The organism is Streptomyces sp. NPDC029956 (assembly GCF_055574655.1).
Genome location: NZ_JBVHZJ010000053.1, coordinates 27,784 through 50,899, shown reverse-complemented (window position 1 = coordinate 50,899; position 23,116 = coordinate 27,784). Strand labels below are relative to the sequence as shown.

General features: G+C 68.9%; 23 protein-coding genes and 2 pseudogenes. 11 read left to right on the top strand and 14 right to left on the bottom strand.

Annotation, left to right across the window (positions count from 1 at the left end):
• Window positions 1-167 precede the first annotated feature (167 nt).
• A complete protein-coding gene (locus tag ACZ4XX_RS31590) occupies window positions 168-956 on the bottom strand; it encodes a hypothetical protein (protein ID WP_468511290.1) in 789 nt (262 codons plus the stop codon).
• 140 nt (window positions 957-1,096) lie between these two features.
• Here ACZ4XX_RS31590 and ACZ4XX_RS31585 point away from each other — a divergent pair, with 140 nt between their 5' ends.
• Entirely contained in the window at window positions 1,097-1,258 is a 162-nt protein-coding gene (locus ACZ4XX_RS31585) for a hypothetical protein (protein ID WP_468511289.1), read from the top strand.
• 272 nt (window positions 1,259-1,530) lie between these two features.
• Here the strand turns inward: ACZ4XX_RS31585 and ACZ4XX_RS31580 are convergent, their stop codons facing one another.
• From ACZ4XX_RS31580 to ACZ4XX_RS31565, 4 genes are all read right to left on the bottom strand, one after another.
• Window positions 1,531-2,133 carry a helix-turn-helix domain-containing protein gene (locus ACZ4XX_RS31580; protein WP_468511288.1) on the bottom strand — a complete coding sequence of 201 codons (603 nt, stop codon included), beginning with the start codon at window positions 2,131-2,133 and terminating at the stop codon, window positions 1,531-1,533.
• 272 nt (window positions 2,134-2,405) lie between these two features.
• Complete coding sequence (locus tag ACZ4XX_RS31575; RefSeq protein WP_468511287.1) at window positions 2,406-2,879, bottom strand: diadenosine tetraphosphate hydrolase; 474 nt, start codon at window positions 2,877-2,879, stop codon at window positions 2,406-2,408.
• Window positions 2,880-3,120: 241 nt separating this feature from the next.
• Complete coding sequence (locus tag ACZ4XX_RS31570; RefSeq protein WP_468511286.1) at window positions 3,121-3,660, bottom strand: GNAT family N-acetyltransferase; 540 nt, start codon at window positions 3,658-3,660, stop codon at window positions 3,121-3,123.
• A complete protein-coding gene (locus ACZ4XX_RS31565; protein ID WP_468511285.1) occupies window positions 3,657-4,649 on the bottom strand; it encodes a hypothetical protein in 993 nt (330 codons plus the stop codon). Before ACZ4XX_RS31565 ends, ACZ4XX_RS31570 begins: the two co-directional genes overlap by 4 nt.
• A gap of 508 nt (window positions 4,650-5,157) precedes the next feature.
• Between ACZ4XX_RS31565 and ACZ4XX_RS31560 the strand changes: the two genes are divergently transcribed.
• The 7 genes from ACZ4XX_RS31560 (at window position 5,158) to ACZ4XX_RS31530 (ending at window position 11,247) form a co-directional block, all read left to right on the top strand.
• On the top strand, window positions 5,158-6,057 hold the full coding sequence (locus ACZ4XX_RS31560; protein WP_468511284.1) for an ATP-binding protein: 900 nt from the start codon (window positions 5,158-5,160) through the stop codon (window positions 6,055-6,057).
• Window positions 6,054-6,593: a hypothetical protein gene (locus tag ACZ4XX_RS31555; RefSeq protein ID WP_468511283.1), complete on the top strand. Its 540-nt coding sequence runs from the start codon at window positions 6,054-6,056 to the stop codon at window positions 6,591-6,593. The genes ACZ4XX_RS31560 and ACZ4XX_RS31555 overlap by 4 nt, the downstream gene beginning before the upstream one ends.
• A gap of 494 nt (window positions 6,594-7,087) precedes the next feature.
• Window positions 7,088-7,345, top strand: coding sequence for a hypothetical protein (locus tag ACZ4XX_RS31550; RefSeq protein ID WP_468511282.1), 258 nt, complete (start codon window positions 7,088-7,090; stop codon window positions 7,343-7,345).
• A gap of 253 nt (window positions 7,346-7,598) precedes the next feature.
• Window positions 7,599-7,808, top strand: coding sequence for a putative ATP-grasp-modified RiPP (gene tgmA / locus ACZ4XX_RS31545; protein ID WP_468511281.1), 210 nt, complete (start codon window positions 7,599-7,601; stop codon window positions 7,806-7,808).
• Window positions 7,805-8,752 (top strand): ATP-grasp ribosomal peptide maturase, encoded by a 948-nt coding sequence (tgmB, locus tag ACZ4XX_RS31540; protein ID WP_468511280.1) that lies wholly within the window; start codon window positions 7,805-7,807, stop codon window positions 8,750-8,752. The genes tgmA and tgmB overlap by 4 nt, the downstream gene beginning before the upstream one ends.
• On the top strand, window positions 8,749-9,861 hold the full coding sequence (gene tgmC / locus ACZ4XX_RS31535) for an ATP-grasp peptide maturase system methyltransferase (RefSeq protein ID WP_468511279.1): 1,113 nt from the start codon (window positions 8,749-8,751) through the stop codon (window positions 9,859-9,861). The genes tgmB and tgmC overlap by 4 nt, the downstream gene beginning before the upstream one ends.
• Window positions 9,862-10,140: 279 nt before the next feature.
• Complete coding sequence (locus tag ACZ4XX_RS31530) at window positions 10,141-11,247, top strand: recombinase family protein (RefSeq protein ID WP_468511278.1); 1,107 nt, start codon at window positions 10,141-10,143, stop codon at window positions 11,245-11,247.
• A 483-nt stretch (window positions 11,248-11,730) separates the two neighbouring features.
• Here the strand turns inward: ACZ4XX_RS31530 and ACZ4XX_RS31525 are convergent, their stop codons facing one another.
• Window positions 11,731-14,169 carry a helix-turn-helix domain-containing protein gene (locus tag ACZ4XX_RS31525; protein WP_468511277.1) on the bottom strand — a complete coding sequence of 813 codons (2,439 nt, stop codon included), beginning with the start codon at window positions 14,167-14,169 and terminating at the stop codon, window positions 11,731-11,733.
• A gap of 121 nt (window positions 14,170-14,290) precedes the next feature.
• Between ACZ4XX_RS31525 and ACZ4XX_RS31520 the strand changes: the two genes are divergently transcribed.
• On the top strand, window positions 14,291-14,488 hold the full coding sequence (locus ACZ4XX_RS31520; RefSeq protein WP_468511276.1) for a hypothetical protein: 198 nt from the start codon (window positions 14,291-14,293) through the stop codon (window positions 14,486-14,488).
• A gap of 280 nt (window positions 14,489-14,768) precedes the next feature.
• On the opposite strand, the gene ACZ4XX_RS31515 is transcribed toward ACZ4XX_RS31520, so the two are convergent.
• From ACZ4XX_RS31515 to ACZ4XX_RS31490, 6 genes and pseudogenes are all read right to left on the bottom strand, one after another.
• Window positions 14,769-15,257, bottom strand: coding sequence for a hypothetical protein (locus ACZ4XX_RS31515; RefSeq protein ID WP_468511275.1), 489 nt, complete (start codon window positions 15,255-15,257; stop codon window positions 14,769-14,771).
• A 786-nt stretch (window positions 15,258-16,043) separates the two neighbouring features.
• A pseudogene (locus ACZ4XX_RS31510) lies at window positions 16,044-16,410 on the bottom strand (transposase); the annotation flags it as partial.
• Window positions 16,411-16,950, bottom strand: a complete 540-nt coding sequence (locus ACZ4XX_RS31505; protein WP_468511274.1) for a hypothetical protein — start codon at window positions 16,948-16,950, stop codon at window positions 16,411-16,413. It lies immediately after the preceding pseudogene.
• A 376-nt stretch (window positions 16,951-17,326) separates the two neighbouring features.
• Window positions 17,327-18,007, bottom strand: a complete 681-nt coding sequence (locus tag ACZ4XX_RS31500; RefSeq protein WP_468511273.1) for an HNH endonuclease family protein — start codon at window positions 18,005-18,007, stop codon at window positions 17,327-17,329.
• A 225-nt stretch (window positions 18,008-18,232) separates the two neighbouring features.
• On the bottom strand, window positions 18,233-18,751 hold the full coding sequence (locus tag ACZ4XX_RS31495) for a GNAT family N-acetyltransferase (RefSeq protein ID WP_468511272.1): 519 nt from the start codon (window positions 18,749-18,751) through the stop codon (window positions 18,233-18,235).
• A pseudogene (locus ACZ4XX_RS31490) lies at window positions 18,748-18,990 on the bottom strand (XRE family transcriptional regulator); the annotation flags it as partial. The gene ACZ4XX_RS31495 and the pseudogene ACZ4XX_RS31490, both read right to left, overlap by 4 nt.
• Window positions 18,991-19,432: 442 nt before the next feature.
• On the opposite strand from ACZ4XX_RS31490, the gene ACZ4XX_RS31485 reads away from it, so the two are divergent.
• Both ACZ4XX_RS31485 and ACZ4XX_RS31480 read left to right on the top strand, forming a co-directional pair.
• Window positions 19,433-19,831, top strand: coding sequence for a hypothetical protein (locus ACZ4XX_RS31485; protein ID WP_468511271.1), 399 nt, complete (start codon window positions 19,433-19,435; stop codon window positions 19,829-19,831).
• Window positions 19,832-20,204: 373 nt separating this feature from the next.
• Window positions 20,205-20,768 (top strand): hypothetical protein, encoded by a 564-nt coding sequence (locus ACZ4XX_RS31480; RefSeq protein ID WP_468511270.1) that lies wholly within the window; start codon window positions 20,205-20,207, stop codon window positions 20,766-20,768.
• A 112-nt stretch (window positions 20,769-20,880) separates the two neighbouring features.
• On the opposite strand, the gene ACZ4XX_RS31475 is transcribed toward ACZ4XX_RS31480, so the two are convergent.
• Together ACZ4XX_RS31475 and ACZ4XX_RS31470 are read right to left on the bottom strand one after the other, a co-directional pair.
• On the bottom strand, window positions 20,881-21,858 hold the full coding sequence (locus tag ACZ4XX_RS31475; protein ID WP_468511269.1) for a recombinase family protein: 978 nt from the start codon (window positions 21,856-21,858) through the stop codon (window positions 20,881-20,883).
• A gap of 75 nt (window positions 21,859-21,933) precedes the next feature.
• Window positions 21,934-22,713, bottom strand: coding sequence for a recombinase family protein (locus tag ACZ4XX_RS31470; protein ID WP_468511268.1), 780 nt, complete (start codon window positions 22,711-22,713; stop codon window positions 21,934-21,936).
• Window positions 22,714-23,116: the final 403 nt, after the last annotated feature.

Sequence of the window (23,116 nt, the reverse complement as noted above, 5' to 3'; positions counted from 1 at the left end):
GGGCTTTGATGCAGGACGGAGCGCGGTCAAGGGCACGGTGTTGCCTCGTGGAGCCGCGTATCCGAGCGATGGCCGGACAGGGCCGCTATCCCTCATCTGCAGGCGGTCCCGGCAGACCGGCCATCGCTCAACCCCTGCGAGCCGGGGTCACGGTCACTGCGCAACGGTCAGGTCCGCGTCTCACGTGGCTGCGTAAGAGGGTCTTTGTCAGCTGTGTCGCGCACCGTGCTCCAGAAGCCCTCAAGGAGAGATGTTCTCTCCTCGTCGTTGACTTTAGTACTAGGATCAGTAAGAAATCCGAATTCCCGTCCGTAACCATAGAGTTCATTCAGGATCATGAGTGGCGGCTTCGGGTGGCCTCCCAGAAGGAACAAGAAGTCTTCGATTTCAGGGCGAAGGCGGCTGATCCATCGTTGGGCATAGAGCTTTCCGACATCTTCGGCGTCGATAGTTAGAAACGATTCGTCTTCTTCGTGGTCTAGCTGGATTTGTTGAGCGGTTGATAGGTCTCTGAGTGTGGGGTACGTATATCGGCGTGTTTGTCCAACCTTGTTGATGTCATTAGAGACCAGGGAGAGGTTGTCCCCCTGAACGATATGGGCATGCTGCTCATTCTGTTCGGCGACCTGAACTTTCGTAGGGGCATCCCCTTCTGCTTCTGCAGCGCTGTCCCAAAGACCATGAAATCGCTTTACTTCGGAGGCGACGGAGGTTGCGGAGGCATCAGGGAGGCGTGACGCCAGTTGTCTGACGATCAGTTCCACCAGAGCCCAGGCCGGCAGGCGGGGCTTGGTGAACGCGTCATGGATCCGGCTTGAGCTGGCTACTCCTTTGCCGAACTCTCGTGCCAGGTCGCGCACCGAGAGCCATCCCGCCTGGCGGTGCAGTGCGTGAAGTGCATCGCTCAGTTCCTTACGCGGCCCCGGGGTGAGCGGAGGAGCGGTGAGCTTAGCCATGAGCCATCCCCCGTGGAGTGTCCAAAAGTGTCCTATGACGTCCGACACACAAGGTACAGCGTCCTAACTCGTGGCTCCGCGTCATGAGTTGTGGCAGGACGTCTCCCCACGTCAGAACGGCGTCGGACGGATCGAACCTGGTGAGACCGCATCAACTCACCAAGGAGAAACGGATGCTCAACAAGGCGCTGAACCAGGTCGCAGAGGGTCTTCTGACCCAGCTCCCCGCCAGCCTGCTGACTGCAGTCATCACGGCCCTGGCCGTCTGGGGAGTCCGCAAGTGGCGCGAGCGGGAGAAGTAGCAGAACCCGCCAGCCGGCACCGAAACGATCGAGGGCCCCGTGGACACCACGAGGCCCTCGCCCAATTCGCCCCGGAGTCACCCCGCAGGGCATTACACGCCTCCGCGGGCGCACCTCGGCCTCGTGGGATGGGCATGCAGGCCGTCAACCCGGCTCGACACCTTTCTCCAGGTACGTGGTCCGCGCCCCTGCTTCCGCGCACGCACACGGGATCGGCCAGCAGTACCTTGCGAATGAGCCATGCCCTTACGACTCATGCCGGGGGGTCTCGGTCAGGTGTCGGTGTGTGCAGCTGCTGCGGTGAGGAGGCGTTCCCAGGTACGGGGCGTGCCTCCGTGTTGTTCGGCGAGCGCGGCGGCGATTCGCCCCTTGGGCGCGCCGCCGGCCGTGGTGAGGGCTTCGCGGGCGGTGATGAGGCGGGGGTCGCCTTCGTAGGCGTGCTGTTTGCGGGGGCCCTGGGGTTCGCCGGCGCGTCGGCCGCCGCCCTTGCCCTGGCCGGGTGCGTTGTCGCGGCGGTCGAGGACTTCGCGGCGGGGCCAGAGTCGGGATCCGTGAATGGTGATGCCGGGGGAGAGATATCCCTGGGCGGCGTAGGCGCGGAGGGTGGTGGGGGTGATGCCGAGGACGGCGGCGGCCTCTTCGGCGGTGAGGAGGTCGTCGGGGTGTTCGCCGGCGGGGAGGGCGGGGACCGGTTTGCCTGCGAGGTACGCCTCGGTCTGGGCGAGGTCGTACAGGAGGTGGCGGCTTCCGGGGAGGAGGCTGGGGACGCGTTCGCGGAAGGCGGGGGCGTCGCGGCGGCGCCAGGTGGGGAGGGGGACGCCGGCGCGGCGGGCGATGTCGGCTTCGTTGGTGACGGGGCGGCCGCGGGGGATCACGTCGTCTCCTCAAGGTCTGGGGCCGGGGTGCTCGTATGATGGCGGTACAGGGACGGTCCTTCGGGTCCGGACTTTGCGAGAAGCCGGCGGTGTGCCGGGTCGCTTCCGGGCGGCCCTCCGCCGGCTTCGCTCGTGTAAGGCTTCCGCCCCACGGGCGACATCTTCAACATCACATTACCTTGGATCGTCCGGGTGGTCACCCGCGCCCGAAAGCCTGTCCAGGCGGCTGCCGCTCTGGCCACTCGTCGCGAACGGCGCCGCCACCGAGCGCGTCAGGCGCGCAATCGGACCAGTTCGCTGCTGATCGCTTCCCGGAGCACGTCGTGCCGGGGGCCGAGGCTGAACCGCTCGTCGCTCCACCGGGCGCGCGGGTAGAGCCAGACCGGAGCGCCCACGGCATCGGCCGGCTCCCACTCGAACCGCGGCCACACATGGGCGTGCAGGAACGGGTCCTTGTTCCCCAGGATCTCCAGGTTGACCCGCCGGAAAGCCGGGTCCAGGCGCCGGCAGGCATTTTCGACCGCCTCACCGAGCTGATCCATGTCAGACAGGAACGACAACCGCTTCGCTCTCGGCAGGTCCGACAGCCGCTGCACACTCGGTTCGTCCACGAGGAGGACCGAGTATCCCGGCAGGAACTGCACGTCCCCGATCACCGCGAACCCTGCTGTCAGCCGCCGCAACACGGTCGGGTTCTCCCCCCTCAGCGCAGCCCCGACCCGGTCCATCCGCCAGTCATCAACCATGAGCCAAACCTACATAGTCCGGGCGCAGCGGCCGGGTCGATGAGCAGGCGCACCTGCCGGGGGCACAGCGCCACGGCGCCAGCGGAAAGCCCGGCCGGGCGCACCAGAAGGTCATGGGACCGTCAGGCGCGCGGCCCCTGGACCGACAGAACCAAGGACCAAGCCCACCGCCGTTTGCGGCTGGTGACACGGTCTTACCGGCACCCCATCTCGGCGGCGAAGGCCTCCGGACCGCCACCGCCTACGACGTTGGCCGGATCATTACCGTGAGGCAGGGGGACGCGGGCGACGGCTGGCTGTGGCCGAGGTCTTCGTATCCCCACGTCCGGTACAGGGCGTGCACTTTGCCGTCGCCGGCCGCCTGGTTGACCATCAGCGTTATGTACGGCTCGTCGCGGCCGGCGAGGAACGAGTCGTGGACGCGTCGCGCGACGCCGAGGCCGCGCCAGGCAGGCCGGACACCGATCTCCTTCAAGGCGACGGCCGCGTGCGCGGTGTACTTCTTGCTGGGCGTCGGGTCCGTGCGCTGCCAGTAGCGGTCTCCGTCCTCGATCCGGTTGCCGTAGGTGTAGCCCACCGGGTGCCCGTCCGTGTAGGCGAGGACGGCCTGGAAGCCTTCTTCGGCACCGTGCCGGTCCAGCCGCTCGCCGAAGCTGCTTACTGCGTAGTTCGCGAGGTGGAGGAGGGGTGCGCGGACTTCGGCGTAGACGTCGAGCAGGTCACCGCGGACGGCGTCCAGGTCGGTGTAGGAGCGGAGTTCGATGGCGGGTGCCGAGGTCATGCGGTGGCCCTCCAGGCGGCTGTGTGCTCGGTCCAGGTGCGTGCGTTGACGCTGCCGGGTGCCGTAGCGCGCAGGCCAGCGCCGAACTCTTGCAGCATCCTCGATACCCGGGGGTGTTGGGTAGCCGCTTCTGATTGCACTTTCATGGCGGTGTGGGTGGCGGTGTCGACGTCGCCTTGTGCGAGTTGCGCCTGCGCGAGGCGGCTGGTGGTGATGGCGCGTGAGCGCTGCATGTGCGGTCGGAGCGCGGCCAGGCACCGGTGTGCGTGATACTCGGCGGTCGGCCAGTCGCCGGCGGCCAGATGCGCGCTGAGGGCGAGGGAGTGGAGTTCTGCCTGGTCCCAGAAGGCCAGGAGCCAGACCGGGCGCGAGGCCTGCTGGTCGGCGCGGTACATGGCTTCCTGGGCTTGGTCGAAGGTGCGAGGCAGGCTTCGCAGCTCGTGAGAGACGCCCTGGATAGCCATCTGGCGGGCCATGCCCAGTGAGGCGAACATGGGGTCGCGCCGGGTGATGTGCAGGCTTCGGGCGACGTCGTTGGCGGCGCGGGCGTCGGCAGGGTGTCCCATATGCCGGTAGAGGGTGCCGGCGTGGGACCAGATCCGGAACTTGATCGCTTGGTCGCCGGAGAGTTCCGCGAGGGTCTGCGCTTCACGCATGTGGGCGACGGCGTCCTTGAAGCGGCGTCCGTCGATGGCTGCCCACATGGCCGATGAGCGGAAGCTGGCCGCGGTGGCGTAGAGATTGCGGCGGACGCGCTGGGTGGCGCTTCCGGAGTTCTGGAGGTTCAGGGCCGTGTTGGCGAGGTCTGAGGCCTGCTGCTCGATGTCGCGTTGGCCGCCGCGCTTGTGGTCGCTGGCGATGACTGCGGCGAACTTCTCCTGAAGGCGGCCGACGTCGCTCATGCCGATCTTGCGGGTCGAGGCGGTTCCTGGAGCAGCAGCAGCGACGGCGACCGAGATCGCTCCGGTGACGAGGGTGCGGCGGTACATGGGGTCCTCCTGCGGTGCGGCTGCCGGCGAGGTGCGGCTCCGTGGCACGAACCCTAAGTCGACGGCGGACTTCCCAGAGAGGTCGGCAAGGACTCGGCGGGCGGCTGCATTGGGCCAGCGGACCCGGCCGGAACGCCACTCGCGGATGTGACGACCGTCGTAGGTTCCAGGCTTTCCAGTGAGTGCTTCCAGCCCTGAATTCACGGCTTTGGACAGGCTGGTGGCGCTGTACTGGTGCTCTCTCATCCACGCTTCGAGAGCCCCGTTGCGTGCGGGTTCCATGAACGCAAGGTAGTCCGTTGCGCACGTACCGCAAGGTAAAGGCAAGGTCAAAACACCCTAGGGGGCTCGCCGAGATTCAAGGGCGGATCCCCTAACCAGCCCTCCAGCGACGGGAGTTATCTGGGGTCACGCGGCGCCGGAGAGACGGCACGCATGGAGGAAAGCCCGGTCCTGCCTCCCCCTGTCGGGACCGGGCAACCCACTCCGGAGGGAAGACCCCGTGAGCATGACGACACACCCTGCGGACCAGGAGCGCGCCTATCTGCACGCCGCCGCACCGCCGCTCATCAGCCTGTCCATCGAGCGGCGCCCGGCCCCTGCCTCTGGCGGGATGTCCGAGCAGGACGCTGCCTGGGTTCCGCGCCTCAGGCAGATTCTCCGGGCCCGTCTCAACCACTGGCGCCGCCACGACCTGGTGAGCAACGCGGAACTGCTGCTCACCGAGCTGGCGGTCAACGCGTTCCAGCACGCCTCCGCCCCGACCGTGGACGTCTGCGTTCACCGGCAGGACAACCGCCTCAGGATCGTCGTCGACGACCACTCCTCCGACGGCCCGCTGCCACGCCCCAAGGGGCTCTACGAAGAGCACGGGCGCGGGCTCCTCCTCGTCGATGCCCTGGCCGACGCATGGGGCATCAGCGACGGCCGCACGCAGACCTGGTGCACCCTCGTCCTGCCCGAAGGGCTTCCCCCGGTGAGCTCCGGCCCCGCGCCCGTCCGGCACGAGTCCGAGATCCGGGTCGCCGGGAACTCCCGCGGCCTGACACTGGCCGGCATCCAGGGCCGGATCACCCTGACCTTGCTGAACTGGCACGGCCCGCAGAACACCGCGCTCCACGTCCTGTACGTCCTGGTACACAACGCCGTCCAGCACGGCATCGCCCCGAGCCAGCCGGGGCAGGCCATCACCATCTGGCTCCGGGTCACCGAAGCCCACGAGCTCCTCATCGACGTCACGGACCCCACCCCCGAGTTCCCCCAGTTCGAGGCTGCCATCGCGGGCGAACTGGGGCGCGGCCTGGAAGGCGCGCAGCGCCTCGGTGCAGCCATCTCCTGGGCTCCGGACCTTGCCACGGGAGGCAAGACCGTGCGGGCCCTGATGCAGCCGGGGCGGGTGGACCTGTGACGACCACCGCGGCGCCTGACGCCGAAGCGATGATGCGGCGCCTGATCAATGCCCCCGGCGGGCCGCAGGAGCCGGCCGCCGACATGGCGGACCTGGCCGAGGCGCTCCACGCTCTCCTGGACATCGCCGCGCACCGCAACACACGGGTTCGTCTCGGCGGGAACCTCTTCGACGTCGTGGTGACCAGCTCGGGTGCGCAGGCCCGCGCGGCGGTTGCACTCATGGACGAGGTCCAGGGCGGATGCGGACCCGTCGTCGAGGACACCAGGGACGGACTCCTCTACTGGCTCGTCCCGCCCGGCACCGCGGACCGGTGGGAGCCGCACACGCACGCCGTCTGCCTCGGAGCTCCGCACGCGATCACGCTGCCTTCGCTCCACGCCAAGGCCCCGCCGAGCGAGCCGGGACCGTACTGGCTCCGACCGTCGGCGAGCGACCGCCTCGTCCCGGCCACCCCTCTCCGGGACGCCCTGGCCGAGCTACGGCCCGAGCCCACCCCCCATGCCGCGTTCGCGGGCCGCCGCTGCACCTCCTGACCCCCGTGTCCGGCAGGACCACCTCCCACACCTGCAAGACACGGTTCCCACCCCCTGCTGCCGGAGCGGTTCCGAATCCGGCAGCAGGGGTTCCCACACCGCCTTCGACCTACGACTCGCAGGGGAACAGCAGTGCACCGACCGACAGTGCCGTACGTCGTCCCGTGGACGGGAGAAAGCATCCCCACCGCGGAGACCGTGGTCAGCTCACGTGGCGTCGCCTACGCCGATCCGATCCTGGACGCCTACCGCCGCGACCGGGACGGCATTCTGTGGACGCTGACCGGCGGGACCCGCACGGGCAGCCCTGCCTACGCGAGGGAGCTGCACCCGTACCGGCAGAAGGAGACGATGCAGCAGCTTCGGTGTGCGGGATGCAGCGACCCGGCCGCGCGTGATGAGCTCGGGATGCTGTGGGTGCTGCCGCTCCTTGACGGCGCCGAGGACCCGTCCTGGGAGTGCCTGCATGCCGGCGTGCAGACCGTGATCCCACCATGTGCGAGGGCTGCTCGGCGAAGGCCAAGCAGGGGTGTCCCCGCCTGCGCGACGGTCACGTGGAGCTCCGCATCCGAGAGGCGGAACTGATCGGCGTCCGCGGCACCCTCTACCCCCGCCCTGGCCGGAACCACCCTGTTGACCCCGACGCCCTGGTCCCGTTCGACTCACCAGACCAGCCGTTCGTCATCGCCCGCCAACTCGTCCGCGAACTGCGGCAAGTCACCGTGGCCGCCTTCACCGAGACCTCCCCGTAGATCGGTAGGGCGGCGTCGTCCAGACCCCCCTGGCTCAGGCCACCGCTTCCCCCCCCCAGAGCCCCCGGTGCCGGGGCGACCTCGCACTCGTGCAGTCCCCCCTCACGAGCAGGAGTCCCGGCACGGGGCCGTACCACCCCATGCACGTCACCTTCGATCAAGGAGAAGCATGTACGCCCACTCGGATCGTCTCCCAACCAGCTCGCCCGTCCCGCAGGGCGTCGTCACCCCGGCCCCCTGGGGTGTGGGCCGCATGGCGCCCTACCCGACCATGGCGCCCGCGCACAGCACCATCCGGCTCGACCCGGCCACCCAGACCGCCGTCTACTTCGACCAGCACGGCGCCGTGATGGAGATGCCCGGCCACGGCACCTCGACCGGCACCTCCCCCGCGACGGGCACCAGCCCGGACGGGAACGGCACGACCCAGGACTCGGACTCGGGGAGTGACAACGACCAGTGACTGACACACGTCCGGTGTTGGTCGTCACCAGCCTGTACGACCCCACCGCCGACGTGGTGATCAGCGAGCTGCACGACCGGGGTGTCCCGGTCGTGCGGCTCGACTCTGGGGACTTCCCCGCATCACTGTCGGTCGAGGCCGAGATCACCGAGCACGGGATCCGCGGACAGCTCCGTACCCCCTCCCGCGCTGCCGACCTGGCCCGCGTGCGCTCTCTCTACTACCGCCGCCCCACAGGATTCGCCTTCCCGCACCTGAACGCCCAGGACGCACGCTTCGCCCTCACCCAGGCCCGCTACGGCCTTGGCGGGGTCCTGGCGTCCCTCCCCAGGTGCCTTTACGTGAACCACCCCCACCGGATCGGCGACGCCGAATTCAAGCCCTCCGGCCTCGCGGCCGCCGTCGACGCCGGATTCCTCGTCCCGCCCACGCTCATCACCTCCGACGCCGAGGCGGCACGGGCCTTCGTGAAGCGGCACGACTCGGTCATCTACAAGCCGTTGCACAACCCCGTCTATCTGGTCGACGGCATCTCCAACGTCGTCAAGGTCGCCGAGGTCGCTGCAGGCGACATCGACGACAGCGTGTCCGGGACCGCGCACCTGTTCCAGCGGCGCGTGCCCAAGACGGCCGACGTCCGCGTCACGGTCATCGGCGAGCACGTGTTCAGCGTCCGCATCGACTGCGACCTCCTGGACTGGCGCACCGACTACAGCCAGCTCACCTACACCATGGTGGAGACTCCGTCCGGGATCCGCCGGGCGCTGCGCCGGTACATGGACCACTTCGGGCTCGTCTTCGGCGCTTTCGACTTCTGCGTCGGCGAAGACGAGGGATGGTGGTTCCTGGAGTGCAACCCGTCCGGTCAGTGGTACTGGCTGGAGACCGAGACCGGCCTGCCCATGTGCGCAGCGCTGGCCGACCTCTTGGAGAGGAAGCCGTGACCGACCAGGCCCAATCCCTTCGCGCGCAGCTCCTGAACGAGCTCACGGCCGCCGGCGCCCTGCGCACCGACGAGTGGAAGGCCGCCGCCGGCCAGGTGGCCCGGCACGACTTCCTCCGCGGCGGGTTCTTCCGCAACGCAGGTGGCGCGGCCTGGGAGCCGGTACTGCAGAACGACCCGGGATGGCTCGGGGCCTGCTACCGCGACGAGTCCCTCGTGACGCAGATCGCGGGCACGATCCTCCCGCAGGACGTCCGCGGCCAGATCCTGCGGGAGCCGACCAGCTCCAGCACCCTGCCGTCCCTCGTCCTGCGCATGCTCGAGGACCTCCAGGTCGAACCCGGCATGCGCGTCCTGGAGATCGGCACCGGCACCGGCTACTCCACCGCCGTCCTCGCCACCCGCCTCGGCGACGACCTCGTCACCTCCGTTGAGTACGACAGCGACGTCGCCGGCCGAGCGGGAGCCGCCCTGTGGGAGCAGGGCATCCGCCCGACCCTGGTGACCGGAGACGGGCTCCTGGGCCACCCCGAGGGTGCTCCGTACGACCGGATCATCGCCACGTGCGGCATCAAGACCGTGCCCGCGGCCTGGATCGAGCAGACCCGGCCCGGCGGCCTGATCCTCGCCACGATCGGAGGCTGGCTCCACGCCTCGGAACTCGCCCGCCTGACCGTCGGCGAGGACGGTACGGCCTCCGGCCCCCTCCTCGGCGGGCAGGTGAGTTTCATGCTCGCCCGGCCACAATCGCCCCCGCCGCTCGGCCTCCTTCCCGACCTGGGCGCGGGCACGGAACGAGTGGTCGACATTGGTGCGGACGCCCTGGACGACTGGGCTGCCCGCCTCATCACCCAGTTCGCTGTCCCGAACACGCAGCGGCTCACGCTCACCCGAGACGGCCGCAGCGAGCACGTCCTGGTCGACCTCCTCACCGGCTCGTGGGCCGCCGTCTACCAGGACTCCGGGCAGTGGATCGCCCGCCAAGACGGCCCGGACCTCATCTGGGACACCGTGGAGGAGCACCTCGGCCGCTGGCACGCCGCCGGGAGGCCCGCCCTCGAGAAGGCCACCGTCACAGTCACCAGCAACGGGCAGACGCTCGCCTGGTGAACCTCACAGAAGGGCCTGTTCATCCGCCTCGCGGCCGATGGACCGGCCCTTCTGGCATGTGGCTGCGCCGGTACCAGGAGAAGGCCCTGAAGCGGCATCGGGGAACAACGGAGCAGCGGCTAACGGTAGCGACAGTTCCGCTTGTGGCTCTCGCAGATACGACCAGTTGCGAGAGTTCTGCGAGAGGCCCGGAGTCGATCACGTTTCCCCAGGTCGCCGTTCGCAGAACCCCTCTCAAAACCGGCGTGTTGTGCGAGACAGTTCTGACAGACTCCACGGGTGGATCTGACGCCCGATCAAGCCGCAAACGCGGTAGAACGAAACGACTGTCCGAAGTGTGAGGCCCCGGCAGGCAGTGCCTGCCGCACCCGGAGCGGGAAGTGCGCGACGAAGTACCACACCGCCCGCTTCATCCTCGTGCCCGCGCTCCGCGAGGAGCTGGAGGTGATCGTGCCGGAAGAGCGCGGCCCTGGGCGGCCGTGGAAGGCGGGCCCGCCCGTCGAAGCGCTGCCGGCCGCCGCGGCGGCCAAGCCGATCCGGATCGGCTACGCCCGCTGCTCGACCGCCCAGCAGGAACTCGCCTCCCAGCTCGCCTCGCTCGAACCGGTCTGCAAGCGGATCTTCTCCGAGAAGATCTCCACCCGGATCAAGATGCGGCCCGAGCTGGAGAAGGCCCTGAAGCTCGCCTACGACATCAAGGAGGCCGCCCCCGACCAGGAGGTCATCCTCACCGTCCACGAACTCAAGCGCCTCGCCCGCAACGCCGCCGAGCTGATGACGCTGTCCGGTCAGCTCCAGGACGCCGGCGTGCAGCTCGAACTCCTCACCGGACCACTCACCGGCATCTACGACCCCAACGGCATGGGCGCCATGTTCTTCGCCGTGCTCGCCGTAGCCGCCCAGCTCGACCGCAACTACATCCGCGAGAAGACCCTGGAGGGCCAGCAGATCGCCGCCGCCAAGGGCAACCACGGCGGGCGCCCCAAGGTCATCGACGACGACATGCTCACCTTCGCCGTCGCACTGAAGAACAAGGGCGTCTCCGTCCCCGACATCGCGAAGAAGCTGACGATCAGGACGGGAAAGAACGCGGGACGCCACCCCTCGGTCGCCTCGCTGTACCGGGCTCTCGCCGAGGCTGAGGAAGCTGCCGCATCCGACGACGCACAGATCGTCGGTCCCCGCCGCCCGGTCCGCGCCCTTATTACCGGCCCCCCCGACATCAGCACCGCACCGGAGCTGATGGAACGCCTCACCGCACAGGTCCTGGGTGCCGACACCGCGCTGGATGACCTGGCCCGCCAGGCTCATGACGGCACCGACGACGTGGTGGCCCAGCTGCTCGCGCAGGCCCGGAACAGCCCACCCGAGCACTCGCCGAAGTAGGGGAACCCAAGCAAGATCAATCTCACCGGGATTTCCTGCACCTCAACTACTCACACCCGGTTCCCGGTACTGGGAGAGGAGGCCAAGGAGGCGTACGCCGACCAGATCGCGGCCCTGGACAAGGCCATCCATGCCACCCGAGTCCCCGCCTACATCCCCGTCAGCATCGGAGGCGGAGGCAAGGGCAAGGCCGCCACCGGCAAGACCGGGCTCGACGACGGCGCCGATGATGGCGACGGCGAGGAGAAGCCGCCGCGCCCGGAGAAGGAAGACCGGAACTACGTGAAGGCCACCTGCCAGTGCCCCCAGCCGGCGGTCATCCGTGTCTCGCCCACGGCTCTGGCCAAGCGGAAGATCATGTGCGGCGACTGCATGCAGAAGTTCACCGTGCCGGAGTCCGCCGTAGGGGTACCAGTAAGAACTCTGTCACCAGCCGCAAACCGGTATCCCTACGGCGTGCCTGGCGGTACGTGTCTGCTCCGCTCAATCGGACACGGACGCTCGCCATGGAGATGTAGGTGTGGCATCTGGGTCCAGGCCATAAGGCCACAGCTTGGTCCAGATTTCCGGGTTGTTGGCCAGGGGAACATGGTTGCCGTGGTCGGCGGCCTGTCGGGCCAGGGCTTCGGCGCCGCCCCGGTCCCCGCACTCCTCCCGCATCCTGGCCAGGTGCAACAAGACGTTGAGGTTGCCGTGGTCGGCGGCCTGTCGGGCCAGGGCTTCGGCGCCGCCCCGGTCCCCGGCCCGCTCCCGCATCACGGCCAGGTGATCCATGGCGTATAGGTCTCCGTGGTCGGTGGCTTGCCGGGCCAGGGCTTCGGCGCCGTCCCAGTCCCCGGCCTCCTCCCGCATGCCGGCCAGGCGGAACAGGATGTTGAGGTTGCCGTGGTCGGCGGCTTGTCGGGCCAGGGCTTCGGCGCCGCCCCGGTCCCCGCACTCCTCCCGCATCTTGGTCAGGTGATCCATGGCGTCGGGGTGGCCGTGGTCGGCGGCCTGCCGGGCCAGGCCTTCGGCGCCGTCCCGGTCCCCGGCCTCATTCCGTATCTTGGCCAGGCGATCCAGGGCGTCGGGGTGGCCGTGGTCGGCGGCCTGCCGGAAGAGGGCTTCGGCGCCGTCCCAGTCCCCGGCCTCTGTCCGCATCTTGGCCAGGCGATCCAGGATTTCGGGGTGGCCGTGGTCGGCGGCCTGCCGGGCCAGGGCTTCGGCGCCGCCTTGGTCCCCGGCCCGCTCCCGCACCCTGGCCAGGTGATCCAGGGCGTATACGTGGCCGTGGTCGGCGGCCTGCCGGGCCAGGCCTTCGGCGCCGCCCCGGTCCCCGGCCTCCTCCCGCATCCTGGCCAGGTGATCCATGGCGTTGGAATGGCCGTGGTCGGCGGCCTGCCGGAAGAGGGCTTCGGCGCCGCCCCGGTCCCCGGCCTCTGCCCGTACCTTGGCCAGGCGGAACAGGGCGTCCGCGTTGCCGTGGTCGGCGGCGCGGTGGCGGAGAGACTGGGCCCATCGCAGACGGTGCCGCTTCTCGGCCGCACTGGTGACGTTGCCGAGGTCGTCGGGGTCGGTGAGGTGAGTGTGGGCGGCGTGCCAGAACGACGCGGGCGGGCATAGGTGCCTGCGGCTGGTGCGGCCGTGCTGTTCGAGGTAGTCGGCGAGTCGGAATACCGGTCCCGCGGTCGACGGGCCCAGGCCATGAACAGCCGGGAACGGGGCGGGAGGACGTCGCCGGGTACGGGGGGTGGTGCGGCGCAAGAGGGCCTGTTTGCCGTGGACGAGGGCGGCGAGTTCGGCGAAAGCCTGTTCTGCCCAGTCGTCGGTGAGCTGGTCGTAGTCGGTGTCGGTGAGGTAGTCGGCGGCGGCGTCGGTGAGGAAGGCCTGGGGGAGGTGGAGGCCGACACCGAGGCGGCGGGCGTCCATCGCCGCTTCCAGCACCGCTGCGGCGGCCGGGCTCGCGTGCCGGTAGCGGTTGAGGAGTTCGGGGGCACCGGCGAGATCCTGAGCGACCCGCCCGTCAGCGCCCGCACGGCTCAGTGCGTCGGCCAGAAGCAGGTCCCCACCTTCGGCAAAAGCGGCCGCGGCGGCCAGCGCCTGAGCATCGAACGACTCGGGAACGCTCAGCACGCGGCCGGCCAGCAACTCCCGCACCCGGCTGTGCGGATCCTCCTGTCCCGGCGCGGGCAGGGCCGTGTACCGGGCGGCGTACTCGGGCCAGAGAGTGCCCAGCACCAGAACCGGCCCGTACTCCGCGCTCACCAGCAGCCGGTGCACGGCCGCCGCGATCCGCTCACCCGCCGCGCGGTCGCCGAGGTAGTGCTGGGCCTCGTTCAGCCACACCACGGTGCGCGGCGCGACCCGCGGCAGGTCCTCCAGGGCGTCCTGGGCCCGGGTCGGGGCGAAGGGATGCCACAGCCGCCACCCCTCCTTCGCGAGCGGCTGAACAGCCTGCCAGCACGCGCGTGTCTTTCCCGTCGACGAACTACCCACCAACACCACAGCCCCGCTGCGGCCGGCCGCGGCATCCTTCACCAGTCCGGCCAGTACCCGGTCATGCTCGCGCTGCACATACTTGGGCATCGTCCGGGCCCCCGACCTCCCGGGCCCGGCCGGGTGGACCTCCAGGTCGTGCGGATCCCAGTCACCGATCGAGCGGCCCGGAACCGACCGCACCTCACCGCCGGCGCCCTCGACCGCGCTCCGCTGCAACTCCCGCAGCTCCTCCACAGGAAGCTGCAGCGCACGGGCCAGAGCCGCCACCGTCTCGGGCGAGGGCGCAGGTTTCGCCGGCGAAAGTGCCTCCGATACCGTCGTGCGCCCCAGCCCGGCACGCTTGGCGAGATCCGTCTGGTTCACCCGCACACGGGCCATCCCGGCCCTCAGCTTCTCCCGCAGCTCGGTCAGGGCCGGATCCTGGCTGTTGTACTCCTCGTTCACGGTGCGCCCCCAGGACCGTCGCGTTCGCCGGTGTTCATCTTCCTCCCGGCGAACCCCGGCGAACACGAATTCCGCGACGTTCGACCACGTCAACACTTCCAACCCATACCGGGAGATTGTCGTGACCGTCGCCGTCGTCCTGCTCACCACCGCACTCGTGACCGTCGTCGCGCTCCTGGCAGCCGCCGGCGCGGGCAAGCTCGCCCGTATGGACCACGCCAGCTACCCCACGGCCTTCACCCGCGCCGCCACCACCTTCGGCGCAGTCATCACCCTCGCCGCCGTCGTAGCCGGCGCCCTCGCCGCCCTTCTCACCTGAAGACCAGCCCTCCTCAGCCCCACAGCGTCGCCGTTTGCGGCTGATGACAGAATTCTTACCAGCACCCCGAGTAGGACCGGTCTGTCTGGCCAGATAACCCGCGGGCCCCGGCTTCCCCTTCGCGAGAGGGGGAAGCCGGGGCCCGCGTCGTTGTGCGGCTACCGCTGGGTGGGCGCCGCGACGGCGACCTCACCGAACCCGCGGCAGACAGCGCAGGGGAACCGGTTGGCGCACGCCATCGCTCATGCGATCTTGTCCAGAAGCTCGCTGACGGACACCGTCATCTGTCCGAGGCTGATGCAAAGATCGCCAGCGACGTATCTCCGTGGACAGCGGAAACCTGCCGCGCCATGGCTACGGCGGCCTCGAACATGCCAGCCACCAGTCGGGGGATATCCATGTCGCCGCCCCGGGCCAGTCCGCTCATGAGTTGAGCTGACGTCGTGAAGTCGTCCGCACCGGCCAGCGCACCAAGCACCTTGTTCGCGGCAGGTGACAAAGGGCTGAGTTTGTCCACCTCGGTCATGAGTTCCGACATCTGAGGTCGCGTCAGTATGCGGCCGGGCATGGTCGACAGGGCAGAGCCACTCCACCACAGGCACGCCGACAGGGTCAGTAGCGTGGTGTGCTGCAGCGAGCCGTCCCCTCGACCCCACTCGGAGGCCACCACAGTGGAGGTATCGGTGAGTGCGGGGCCATCTGCCCCCGAGAGCGCTGCGGCGGCAACGGCGTGGAGCATTGCATACCTAGCGACCGGGTCGGTCGTCATCCGTTAGTCCTTCCGTCATCTGCACGACAGGGGCGTCCTATATGGGCTCAGCGGTTGCCTTGGACACTTGAATAGGCGAGCCCACCAGTACCGAGGCCGAGGTTCAGCTGGGGTCGGGGTTCTTGAGGCGTGTGACGAGGGCGTCGAGGACGGAGCTGAGGTAGAGGGGCGGGGGTACGTCGTGCATGGTGATGGGGGACGGGCTGTGGCCTATCTGGCGGTGGAGGCTGTCGTTGCCGATGCCCTTGGTGCTGGCGAGTTTGCTGGCGTGGTCCCGGTCGGTCTGAGTGAACTTGAAGATGCTGACAGCCTGCTTGAAGTCCTTGTGCCCGAAGGCGGGTGAGATGTGGTCGGTGATGGCGCGGATCAGCATGGTGCAGGCGTAAGGGTTCTGGGCCTCGAAGTTGTTGTTGAGCTCGCGGCACAGTTCGAGGAGCCGGTAGACTCGATACCGGGTGTGGTTGGCGCCGGCGGTTTCGAGTTCGGTGAGGATCAGGTCGCTGAGGTAGGGCGGGCGGTCTTCGGTAGGGGGCTCGGGTGTCCAGGGCAACAGGGTGCTGGCGGGGGCGTACTCGGCGGCTATGGATTCGACGTTCTTGCAGGTGATGTCGAGGTAGTCGTCGATGCTGTTGACGTCGCGGTACTGGAGGATGTTGCGGTTGATCTCCTGGTTCCAGTTGGCTTCGGTGGTGGCTGCGTTGCCGGTGAAGGTGACGGGTTCGTGGGAGAGCAGGTCGGGCAGTGCGGTGACGAACGAGGGGCGCAGGTCGAGTTGTGGGGCGAGGCGACGTCGTGGCGGTTTCCGCCGGTGAGCGACACGGCCAGTGGGGGGCCGTGCCGGTCCACGATCACGTGGTGCTTGGAGCCCGGACGTGCGCGGTCCACTGGCGAGGGACCCACATGATCCCCCTTTCAGCGCCCTGACGTGGGAGCCGTCGACCGCGCAATCATCCATGTCCAGCAAGCCGTTGACCCTCAGCTCGGTGAGCAGTATCTCGTGGAGACGGCGCCAGACGCCGGCCTCGGTCCAGTCCCGCAGACGTCGCCAGGCTGTCACCCCTGAGCAGCCCACGACCTGGGTGGGCACGTCTCGCCAGGCGACTCCCTTGCGCAACACGTAGACGATGCCCGCCAGTGCCACGCGGTCCGATACTCAGCGCCAGCCACCGTGCCGCGGTTCCGAGAACTCGCCAAACGGCGGGCCGAAGACGTCCCCATCCTCGACCACCACGTAGTCAGGCACGGTCCTTGACGCTGCCGCATGCAGGCGGATGACGAGGTCAGGGAGAGGAAGGACACGCAGAGACAGAGCCGCAGCCACGCGAGCGCGATCTTCGGCGATCTCCGGGTTGGCTCTGATCCGATACGTCTCAAGATGCTGGGCGGAAGTCTGCATGACCTGCAGATCGCCGCCGCCGGAGAAGCCAAGGCAGTCCTGCCATGCCAACCCGATGATGATCTCCAGAGCGTCCACCAGGTCGTCGGCGATCAGCCCGCCCGCCCCGTCAGAGCTTGCGAACACCACTGCGCGCCGGCCGCCTTTCTCGGCGCACAGGAAGTACGCCCCGCCGGTGAAATCTCCTGCGATCGGCTCCAGCGGCTCACCTGAGGAAAGCCCCAAGCCGTCACCGCACTCCTTCCGCTCGATGTCGAACTCGAAGGACGCACCCAGCAGCCCGTGGATGTCCGGCATGCTCCGGATTAGATCGAGTAGGTGATCGCTTGAGGCCATGACATTGACGATAGCCAGGGCCGCTGACGTGCTGGGACCTGGGCCACCCCGGCGACTGCGGCCGACACGGCTCGGCGGCCACCGCCGCTCAGGTCATTCTGAAACGATCAGTAAGGCGAGGTGGACTGACCGCAAGCCTGTCACCCGCGCCCCCGCGCCGTCACTCGTCCGCGTGGCGGAACCGCCCCTGCGAGGGACGAGGAGCCGGTGGCGCCCCGTCAGGCCGCTACGGTGAGCCGTAGGAGGTCGGGCCGACTGGTCGTTGACCCTCCTCCTGTGCGCCCCTGTACCCAGTGATCGCGGGTGCAGGGGCGCAATGCGTTCCCGGCCTGGGTGGCTACGGGGCGGGGGTGTAGTGGACGACGGTGGTCTCGCAGGCCTCGGCGTACACCTTCAGCGCATCGGCCTCACCCTGGTCGGCCGCGAGGCCCCAGCGGAGCTTCGTGGCGACCCACTCGGAGACGTACCGGCAGTTCGCGTCGGGGAGCGGCGGCATCCACTCGGCCGGGTCCTGGTCGCTCTTGGACCGGTTCGACCGCGCGGTCACCGCTACCAGCGACGCGGCGGCATCCTGGTCGTTCGCGTACGCCTCCCGACGCGCCGCGGTCCAGGCGCTCGCCCCGGAATCCCAGGCCTCCGCAAGCGGGACCATGTGGTCGATGTCGAGCTTGGCGGGGTCGTTGACCTCCTGGCCGTCGTAGTACGACCTCCACAGCCCGCCCGACAGCTTGCAGCCGGCTGCGACGGTCGGCACCTCGACGGCCTCGGCCAGGAGCACCTCGTTGCGGGTGTTGCAGCCGTCCGACAGGTCCAAGCCGCGGTTCCAGTGCTTGAAGCTCTCACGCTGGTACCCAGCGCGGGACTCGTCAGCGAGGGGGAGCTGTTCGACGGCGTCGGCCAGGTTCAGGACGGCTGCGGATGCGGGGACGGCCGGGGCGGCGGTGGCCGACGAGGGCAGTGCGAGGGGGGTCAGGGCGAGGGAGAGCGCGGCGGCGCCGCGAAGCATGTTCTTGATCACGAACACAGGGATATCGGTCCAGAACCCCGGTCCGCTGCGTGATGAGAGTCTCCGTCAGCCGTGTGGGGGAGGACGTTCACCGCTGAATCGATCCCGCACGAGCGCTCACCTGGTTCGCCGCACGTCCTGGCGCGGGCGGGGCCGCTCTGACGGACGATGGGGAGCAGAGCCTGCCCGGGAAGCCTTCGCACGTTACACCGGGCGGGCGCTTGATCTCTCGCTGGTTCACGAGCCGCGGAGCATTACGGCGTACAGCGGGGAGTCGGCGAAGGGCTGGCGTTCGCCGATCTTGCGGTACCCCCACGTCTCGTACAGAGCCTGGACTCGGGGGTGGGTGACGTCGACAAGGAGCGAGGCCAGCGGTTCGGGACGTCGTCCGACGAGCTCGGCGTGCAGCTGCTCCGACAGGCCGGTGGTGCGCCACTTGGGGCGGACCATCAGCTCGGAGAGGTTGAAGGTCTCCTCTGCGGCGGGGGCGGGGGAGAGGTACTCGCGCCACCACTCCCGTTCGTGGACAGCGGGGGCGCCGTAGGCGTAGCCGGCGGGCTCGTCGCCGTCGTAGGCGATGACGCAGCCGAAGCCGGGCAGGCCGCTCCAGTGGTCGACGAACCAGGCGAACCGCTCGGGGTCGTGGAACTCGTCGGTCTCGGCGCCGAAGGCGTCGGTGTGGACGTCGATGAGTATCTGGCGGATCTCGGCTGCCTCAGCGTGTCCGTAGCGGCGCAGGGTGTAGACGGGGGTCACGGGCGGCTCCATTCGGTGCGGTAGCGATCGGCCCAGTCCAGCGCGGTGGCCGAGCCGGGGGCGAGGGTGATCAGGTCGCGGTGGAACTCGCCCAGCAGCGAGCGCATCCGGCCGGGCAGCGGGGCGCCGCGCATCTCGTCGAAGACCTTCGCGGTAGTCGCGGTGGCCTGGTCGATGTCGCCCTGGTGGAGCTGGGCAAGCGAGAGGCGGGCGGTGGCGAGGGCCCGGTTGCGGCGAAACGTGATGCAAAGGGGACTTCACCACGCCGGAGATCGTCGTGGCGCGGGAGCTGGAGAAGGAGCGCGAAGAGACTGCCGGGGGCTCGGTCGCTGCATCGCCCGCCAAGTAGGGATGGTCAGTCTGGCCAGATAACCCGCGCAGAGTCGCGGTTCCCTCCTGGCGGGGGGTGTCCGCTGTCAACGAACCCAGTCGTCGTCTCAAGGAAGCGAGGTGATTGAAGGCTCGTCTCATTCAGTGCAGTCGCCCTAGGCCAGGGCTGCCCAGTCAACGGGACACCGGATGTGGCGAAAGCCCTGTTGGGCGGGCGTGGTGTGGGACAGGATCAGACTCATGGATCCTGCTGTGACGGCCGCTCTCATTGCTGTCCCTGTAGCTATCACCGCGGCTGGTGCTGCCTTCGCTGCTGGGCTAGCGCAGGGGCGGGGGGCTCAACGAGGGCCGGTGGACGCGGTGCGCCGACAGCATCAGCGAGACGCCTATGCGACTCTTCTGGCCGCGCTGCATGTCTACGAGCGTGAGGCCGAGTTTGGAGCCTGCGAAAAGCTGGCTCGGGCCGAGCTTCAGGCCGCTGGAGTTCAGCACACCCCGGCTGACCTATACAGGCGCACGCTGAAGTTGGTAGCGGATGTCCCGATCAAAGAGGTTCTGATGCGTGCCGCTGTCGTCGAGCTGGAGGGACCCAAACCCGTTGCCGATGCCGGCACCGAGGCGATGCTCGCCGTATGCGAGGTCCACTACAGCGCGATCGCGCGGAACACAGCTCTCGACGGCCGGGTACGAAACGTCCTGTCCGAGCACGACAAGGCCCTTGGGGAGGACTCGACCGGGTTTTGGCGGTAGGGCAGCGGCCGGCCTGATTGCAGGGCCCAGGTGCACGCCGACAGCCATAACGCCACCACTGGCCGTCGCTATACGAGTACAGGGCCATGAAAGGGGTTCCGCGGGCGCCCCGAGGGCCCGGGGCGAGGGTGAGTCTCCCCAGGAGGTCGAGTCCGGGCGGCACCTCATTCAGCGCGGATAGACCGCAGTCCGGCCTGTAGAAGTGGTGGTGAAGATCATCGTGTCCAGCCAGAGCGCGCGCATGTAGGGACGACCGTTTCCCGAAGAGGGAGATGTCGTTGAACGCCAGACCACGTGATCTTGCTGCGGGAGAGGTGTCCGCAGTCACAGAAGGGCACACACCGGCATGCGTAAAAGGATCACTCACTCACTTGTGGCCGTAGCCTTGGCCGCATCCGCAGCTCTGATGGGCAGTGCGCTCACGGCAGCCGCTGCTCCAGCCTCGGCCGTTGAGCCGCCGGCCGACGGCGGCTGGCCGACCGGAAACTTCAAGATCAAGATGCCGACAGGGGACCGGTGCCTGTCTGAAAAAGGCACGGACTACCTCGTCAGCACGAACTACTGCACCGGAGGCAACGTCCTTACGGTCCATTGGGATCGGGCTGCCGAGAGCCTGCGAACGACCGACGGCAAGTGCGTGAGCTCAGACTCGGTATATGAGCGGATGTACGTGTTTCCCCCGGCAAGTCTCGAAGCAGACATTTTCGGCCCCTGCAACGGGCCGAGTGGCCTGCCGGACGAAGTGGAAGACAACAGGCGCAACTTCGTGTCTGTCTACGCAGAGGCCCAGCCAGACGGCAAATTTTTGATCTTCGCTTTGGAATTTGAGAACCGCCACTATATGGGCGTCTCCGCGGCGATCGGGTCCGAGCCTCATTTCAGAAACCTGGACAAGTCTCCCTACACGTTGGTGCCCGTGCCCGGCTCGAACCGCTGACCCAGCTGTACGACCTCCCGGCGAGCCACAACTTCGAGCACGCGCCGCTCGCCACCTTCGCCGGGGGGAGGCTGGCCCTTGGGGAGGGTCGGACCGGTGAGTAGCGCTTCCGTCAGGCGTTGGTGGGGGCGGCCGTCGACCGTTGTCGCAGCGCGGCGAAGTCGGCCTGGGCAGCCTCGACGGCCTCGGGGTATGCCTGGGCCTTCTCGTGTTCGGCGAGCGCGCGGTACATGCTGGCGACGGACGGGCTGTGTCCTTTGCGTCTGCCGGTGGGGATGATCAGGTCGGGCTGGATCTGCTCGACGGACTCGCCGGCCGTTCGGCGGCGGAGGACGGTGTGGAGCATGTCGTCGGTGATGACGGGCGGGCGGCCGCCGTGCTTGCCCTTGCGGGCCGCGGTCTCGAGGCCTTCGAGGGTGGACTCGCGGATGTTCTCCCGTTCGGTCTCGGCCATGGCGGCGAAGAACGCGAACAGCAGTCGGCCGGGCCCGCTGGGGTCGTACATGCCGGGCAGGGGGCCGGCGAGCATCTCCAGGACCAGGCCGTGGGCGGTGAGGTGGTCGGCGAGCGCGGTGAGCTCGGCGGCGTCGCGGCCGAGCCGCTTCATCTCGTACACGGTGAGGATGACCTGGCAGTGCGGGGCATGGGCCTTGATGTCGCGGGCCGCGGCGAGCGCGGCCTCGAACTGGGGGCGGACCCGGATGCGGGTGCTGATCTTCTCGCTGAACACCTTCTCGCGCGGCACGCCGTGCTTGGCCAGCGCGTCGAGCTGGGAGTCGAGTTCCTGGCCGAGGGTCGAGCAGCGGGCGTACCCGATCCGGATGTCCGCGCCCGGGGTGCCCGGGTCGACCGGGTCCGGCGGCGGAGTGCCGGGCCGCCACGGCTGGCCGGGCCCGCGGTCCGCTGGAGTCTGGACCCGCAGGAGCTTCGCGAGGCGGGGCACCTTGGTGAACCGGCCGGTGTGGTAGGTCCCGGCGACCGCGCCGCCGCGCGAGCGGCAGGGCGATCCGGGTTCGGCCGCGCACCGCGGGCAGGGGTGGCGCTCAACGTCGTCGGCGTCGGCCGGGGCGGGGTCGTGAGGGTCCGTCATCGGCCTTGGGGAACAGCGGTACAGCGGTTAACGCTAGACCGGTGATCTTGGGATCGGGGCAGGTCGTGGGCGGGACTACCGCAGCTCGGCGTTCGGGTGGGGCTGGGCCTGGAGCCGTTCGCGGAGGTCGATCTCCTCGGGGGTGAGCGGGTCATCGGGCCGGCGGATACGTACGGGCGTGGGCCGCAGCGGCAGGCCGTCGTCGGCCGCGGCTTCCTCGGCTTCCGCGAGCGCCCGGTAGAGCGAGGCGACCGACGGAGACTTGCCCGCGTTCTTCCCGGTCTTGATGGTCAGCTTCTTCGCGATCTCAGGGACAGGGACGCCCTTGTCCTTGAGCGCGACGGCGAACGTGAGCATGTCGTCGTCGATGACCTTCGGGCGTCCACCGTGGTTGCCCTTGGACGCGGCGATGACCTGGCCTTCGAGGGTCTTCTCCCGGATGTAGTTGCGCTCGATCTGCCCGGCCACGGCCAGGACGGTGAAGAACATGGCGCCCATGCCGTTGGGGTCGTAGATCCCGGTGAGCGGTCCGGTGAGAAGTTCGAGCTGGATGCCGCCGGCCTGGAGCTCGGCGGACAGCGTCATCAGCTCGGCCGCGTTGCGCGCGAGGCGCTTGAGCTCGTGGACGGTGAGGATGACGGACGTTTCGGGGGCGGCCTCCTTGAACTGGTGGGCCAGGGCGAGCGCCTTCTCCAGTTCGGGCCGGATCTTCACCCGGGTGCTGATCTGCTCCTGGAAGACCTTGTGGCACTGGGCGCGGTGGAGGGCTTCGAGCTGGCTCGCCAGCTCCTGCCGGGCGGTCGACGTCCTGGCGTACCCGATGCGGACCGGGCGCTCGGTGCGGGGCGCGGACACGACGGCGAGCGCCGGGCCCTGCTTCCACGCGCGGCCGGGGTGGCGGTCGGCGGGGACGAGGACTTCGAGTTCCTCGCGGAGGGCGGGGACGAGGACGAAGCGGGGGTGTGGTACTTCGCGGCCTCATGGAGACCGTCGGGCCCGTGTACGGGAGCGCGGGCCGGCCGCGGCGGTATTGCTCGAACGCCTGCCGCCAGAATGCATACCTGCGGGCATCAAGCCTGAGTTCGGCCACCCGGGCAGGCGAACGTCGCTCGGGCGAAGGCGCGCCCCGCCCGGCTACAGTCACGGGGGGGGGGGGGGGGGGGGGGGGGAGGGGGCCGGGTCCCCCCCCCCCCCCCCCCATACGGTGGTGCTCTTCCCTTTTTTTCTCCGTGTTAGGGTAGGGAGAAAGGAGGCGCGG

What these genes read in the sequence shown, in the direction of transcription:
- ACZ4XX_RS31590 (WP_468511290.1), bottom strand. Translation starts at nt 956, where the DNA reads ATGGCTAAGCTCACCGCTCCTCCGCTCACCCCGGGGCCGCGTAAGGAA.
- tgmA (WP_468511281.1), top strand. Translation starts at nt 7,599, where the DNA reads ATGGCGCCCTACCCGACCATGGCGCCCGCGCACAGCACCATCCGGCTC.
- ACZ4XX_RS31515 (WP_468511275.1), bottom strand. Translation starts at nt 15,257, where the DNA reads ATGACGACCGACCCGGTCGCTAGGTATGCAATGCTCCACGCCGTTGCC.
- ACZ4XX_RS31560 (WP_468511284.1), top strand. Translation starts at nt 5,158, where the DNA reads ATGACGACACACCCTGCGGACCAGGAGCGCGCCTATCTGCACGCCGCC.
- ACZ4XX_RS31565 (WP_468511285.1), bottom strand. Translation starts at nt 4,649, where the DNA reads ATGTACCGCCGCACCCTCGTCACCGGAGCGATCTCGGTCGCCGTCGCT.
- ACZ4XX_RS31475 (WP_468511269.1), bottom strand. Translation starts at nt 21,858, where the DNA reads ATGACGGACCCTCACGACCCCGCCCCGGCCGACGCCGACGACGTTGAG.
- ACZ4XX_RS31570 (WP_468511286.1), bottom strand. Translation starts at nt 3,660, where the DNA reads ATGACCTCGGCACCCGCCATCGAACTCCGCTCCTACACCGACCTGGAC.
- ACZ4XX_RS31505 (WP_468511274.1), bottom strand. Translation starts at nt 16,950, where the DNA reads ATGCCGGACATCCACGGGCTGCTGGGTGCGTCCTTCGAGTTCGACATC.
- ACZ4XX_RS31550 (WP_468511282.1), top strand. Translation starts at nt 7,088, where the DNA reads ATGTGCGAGGGCTGCTCGGCGAAGGCCAAGCAGGGGTGTCCCCGCCTG.
- ACZ4XX_RS31575 (WP_468511287.1), bottom strand. Translation starts at nt 2,879, where the DNA reads ATGGTTGATGACTGGCGGATGGACCGGGTCGGGGCTGCGCTGAGGGGG.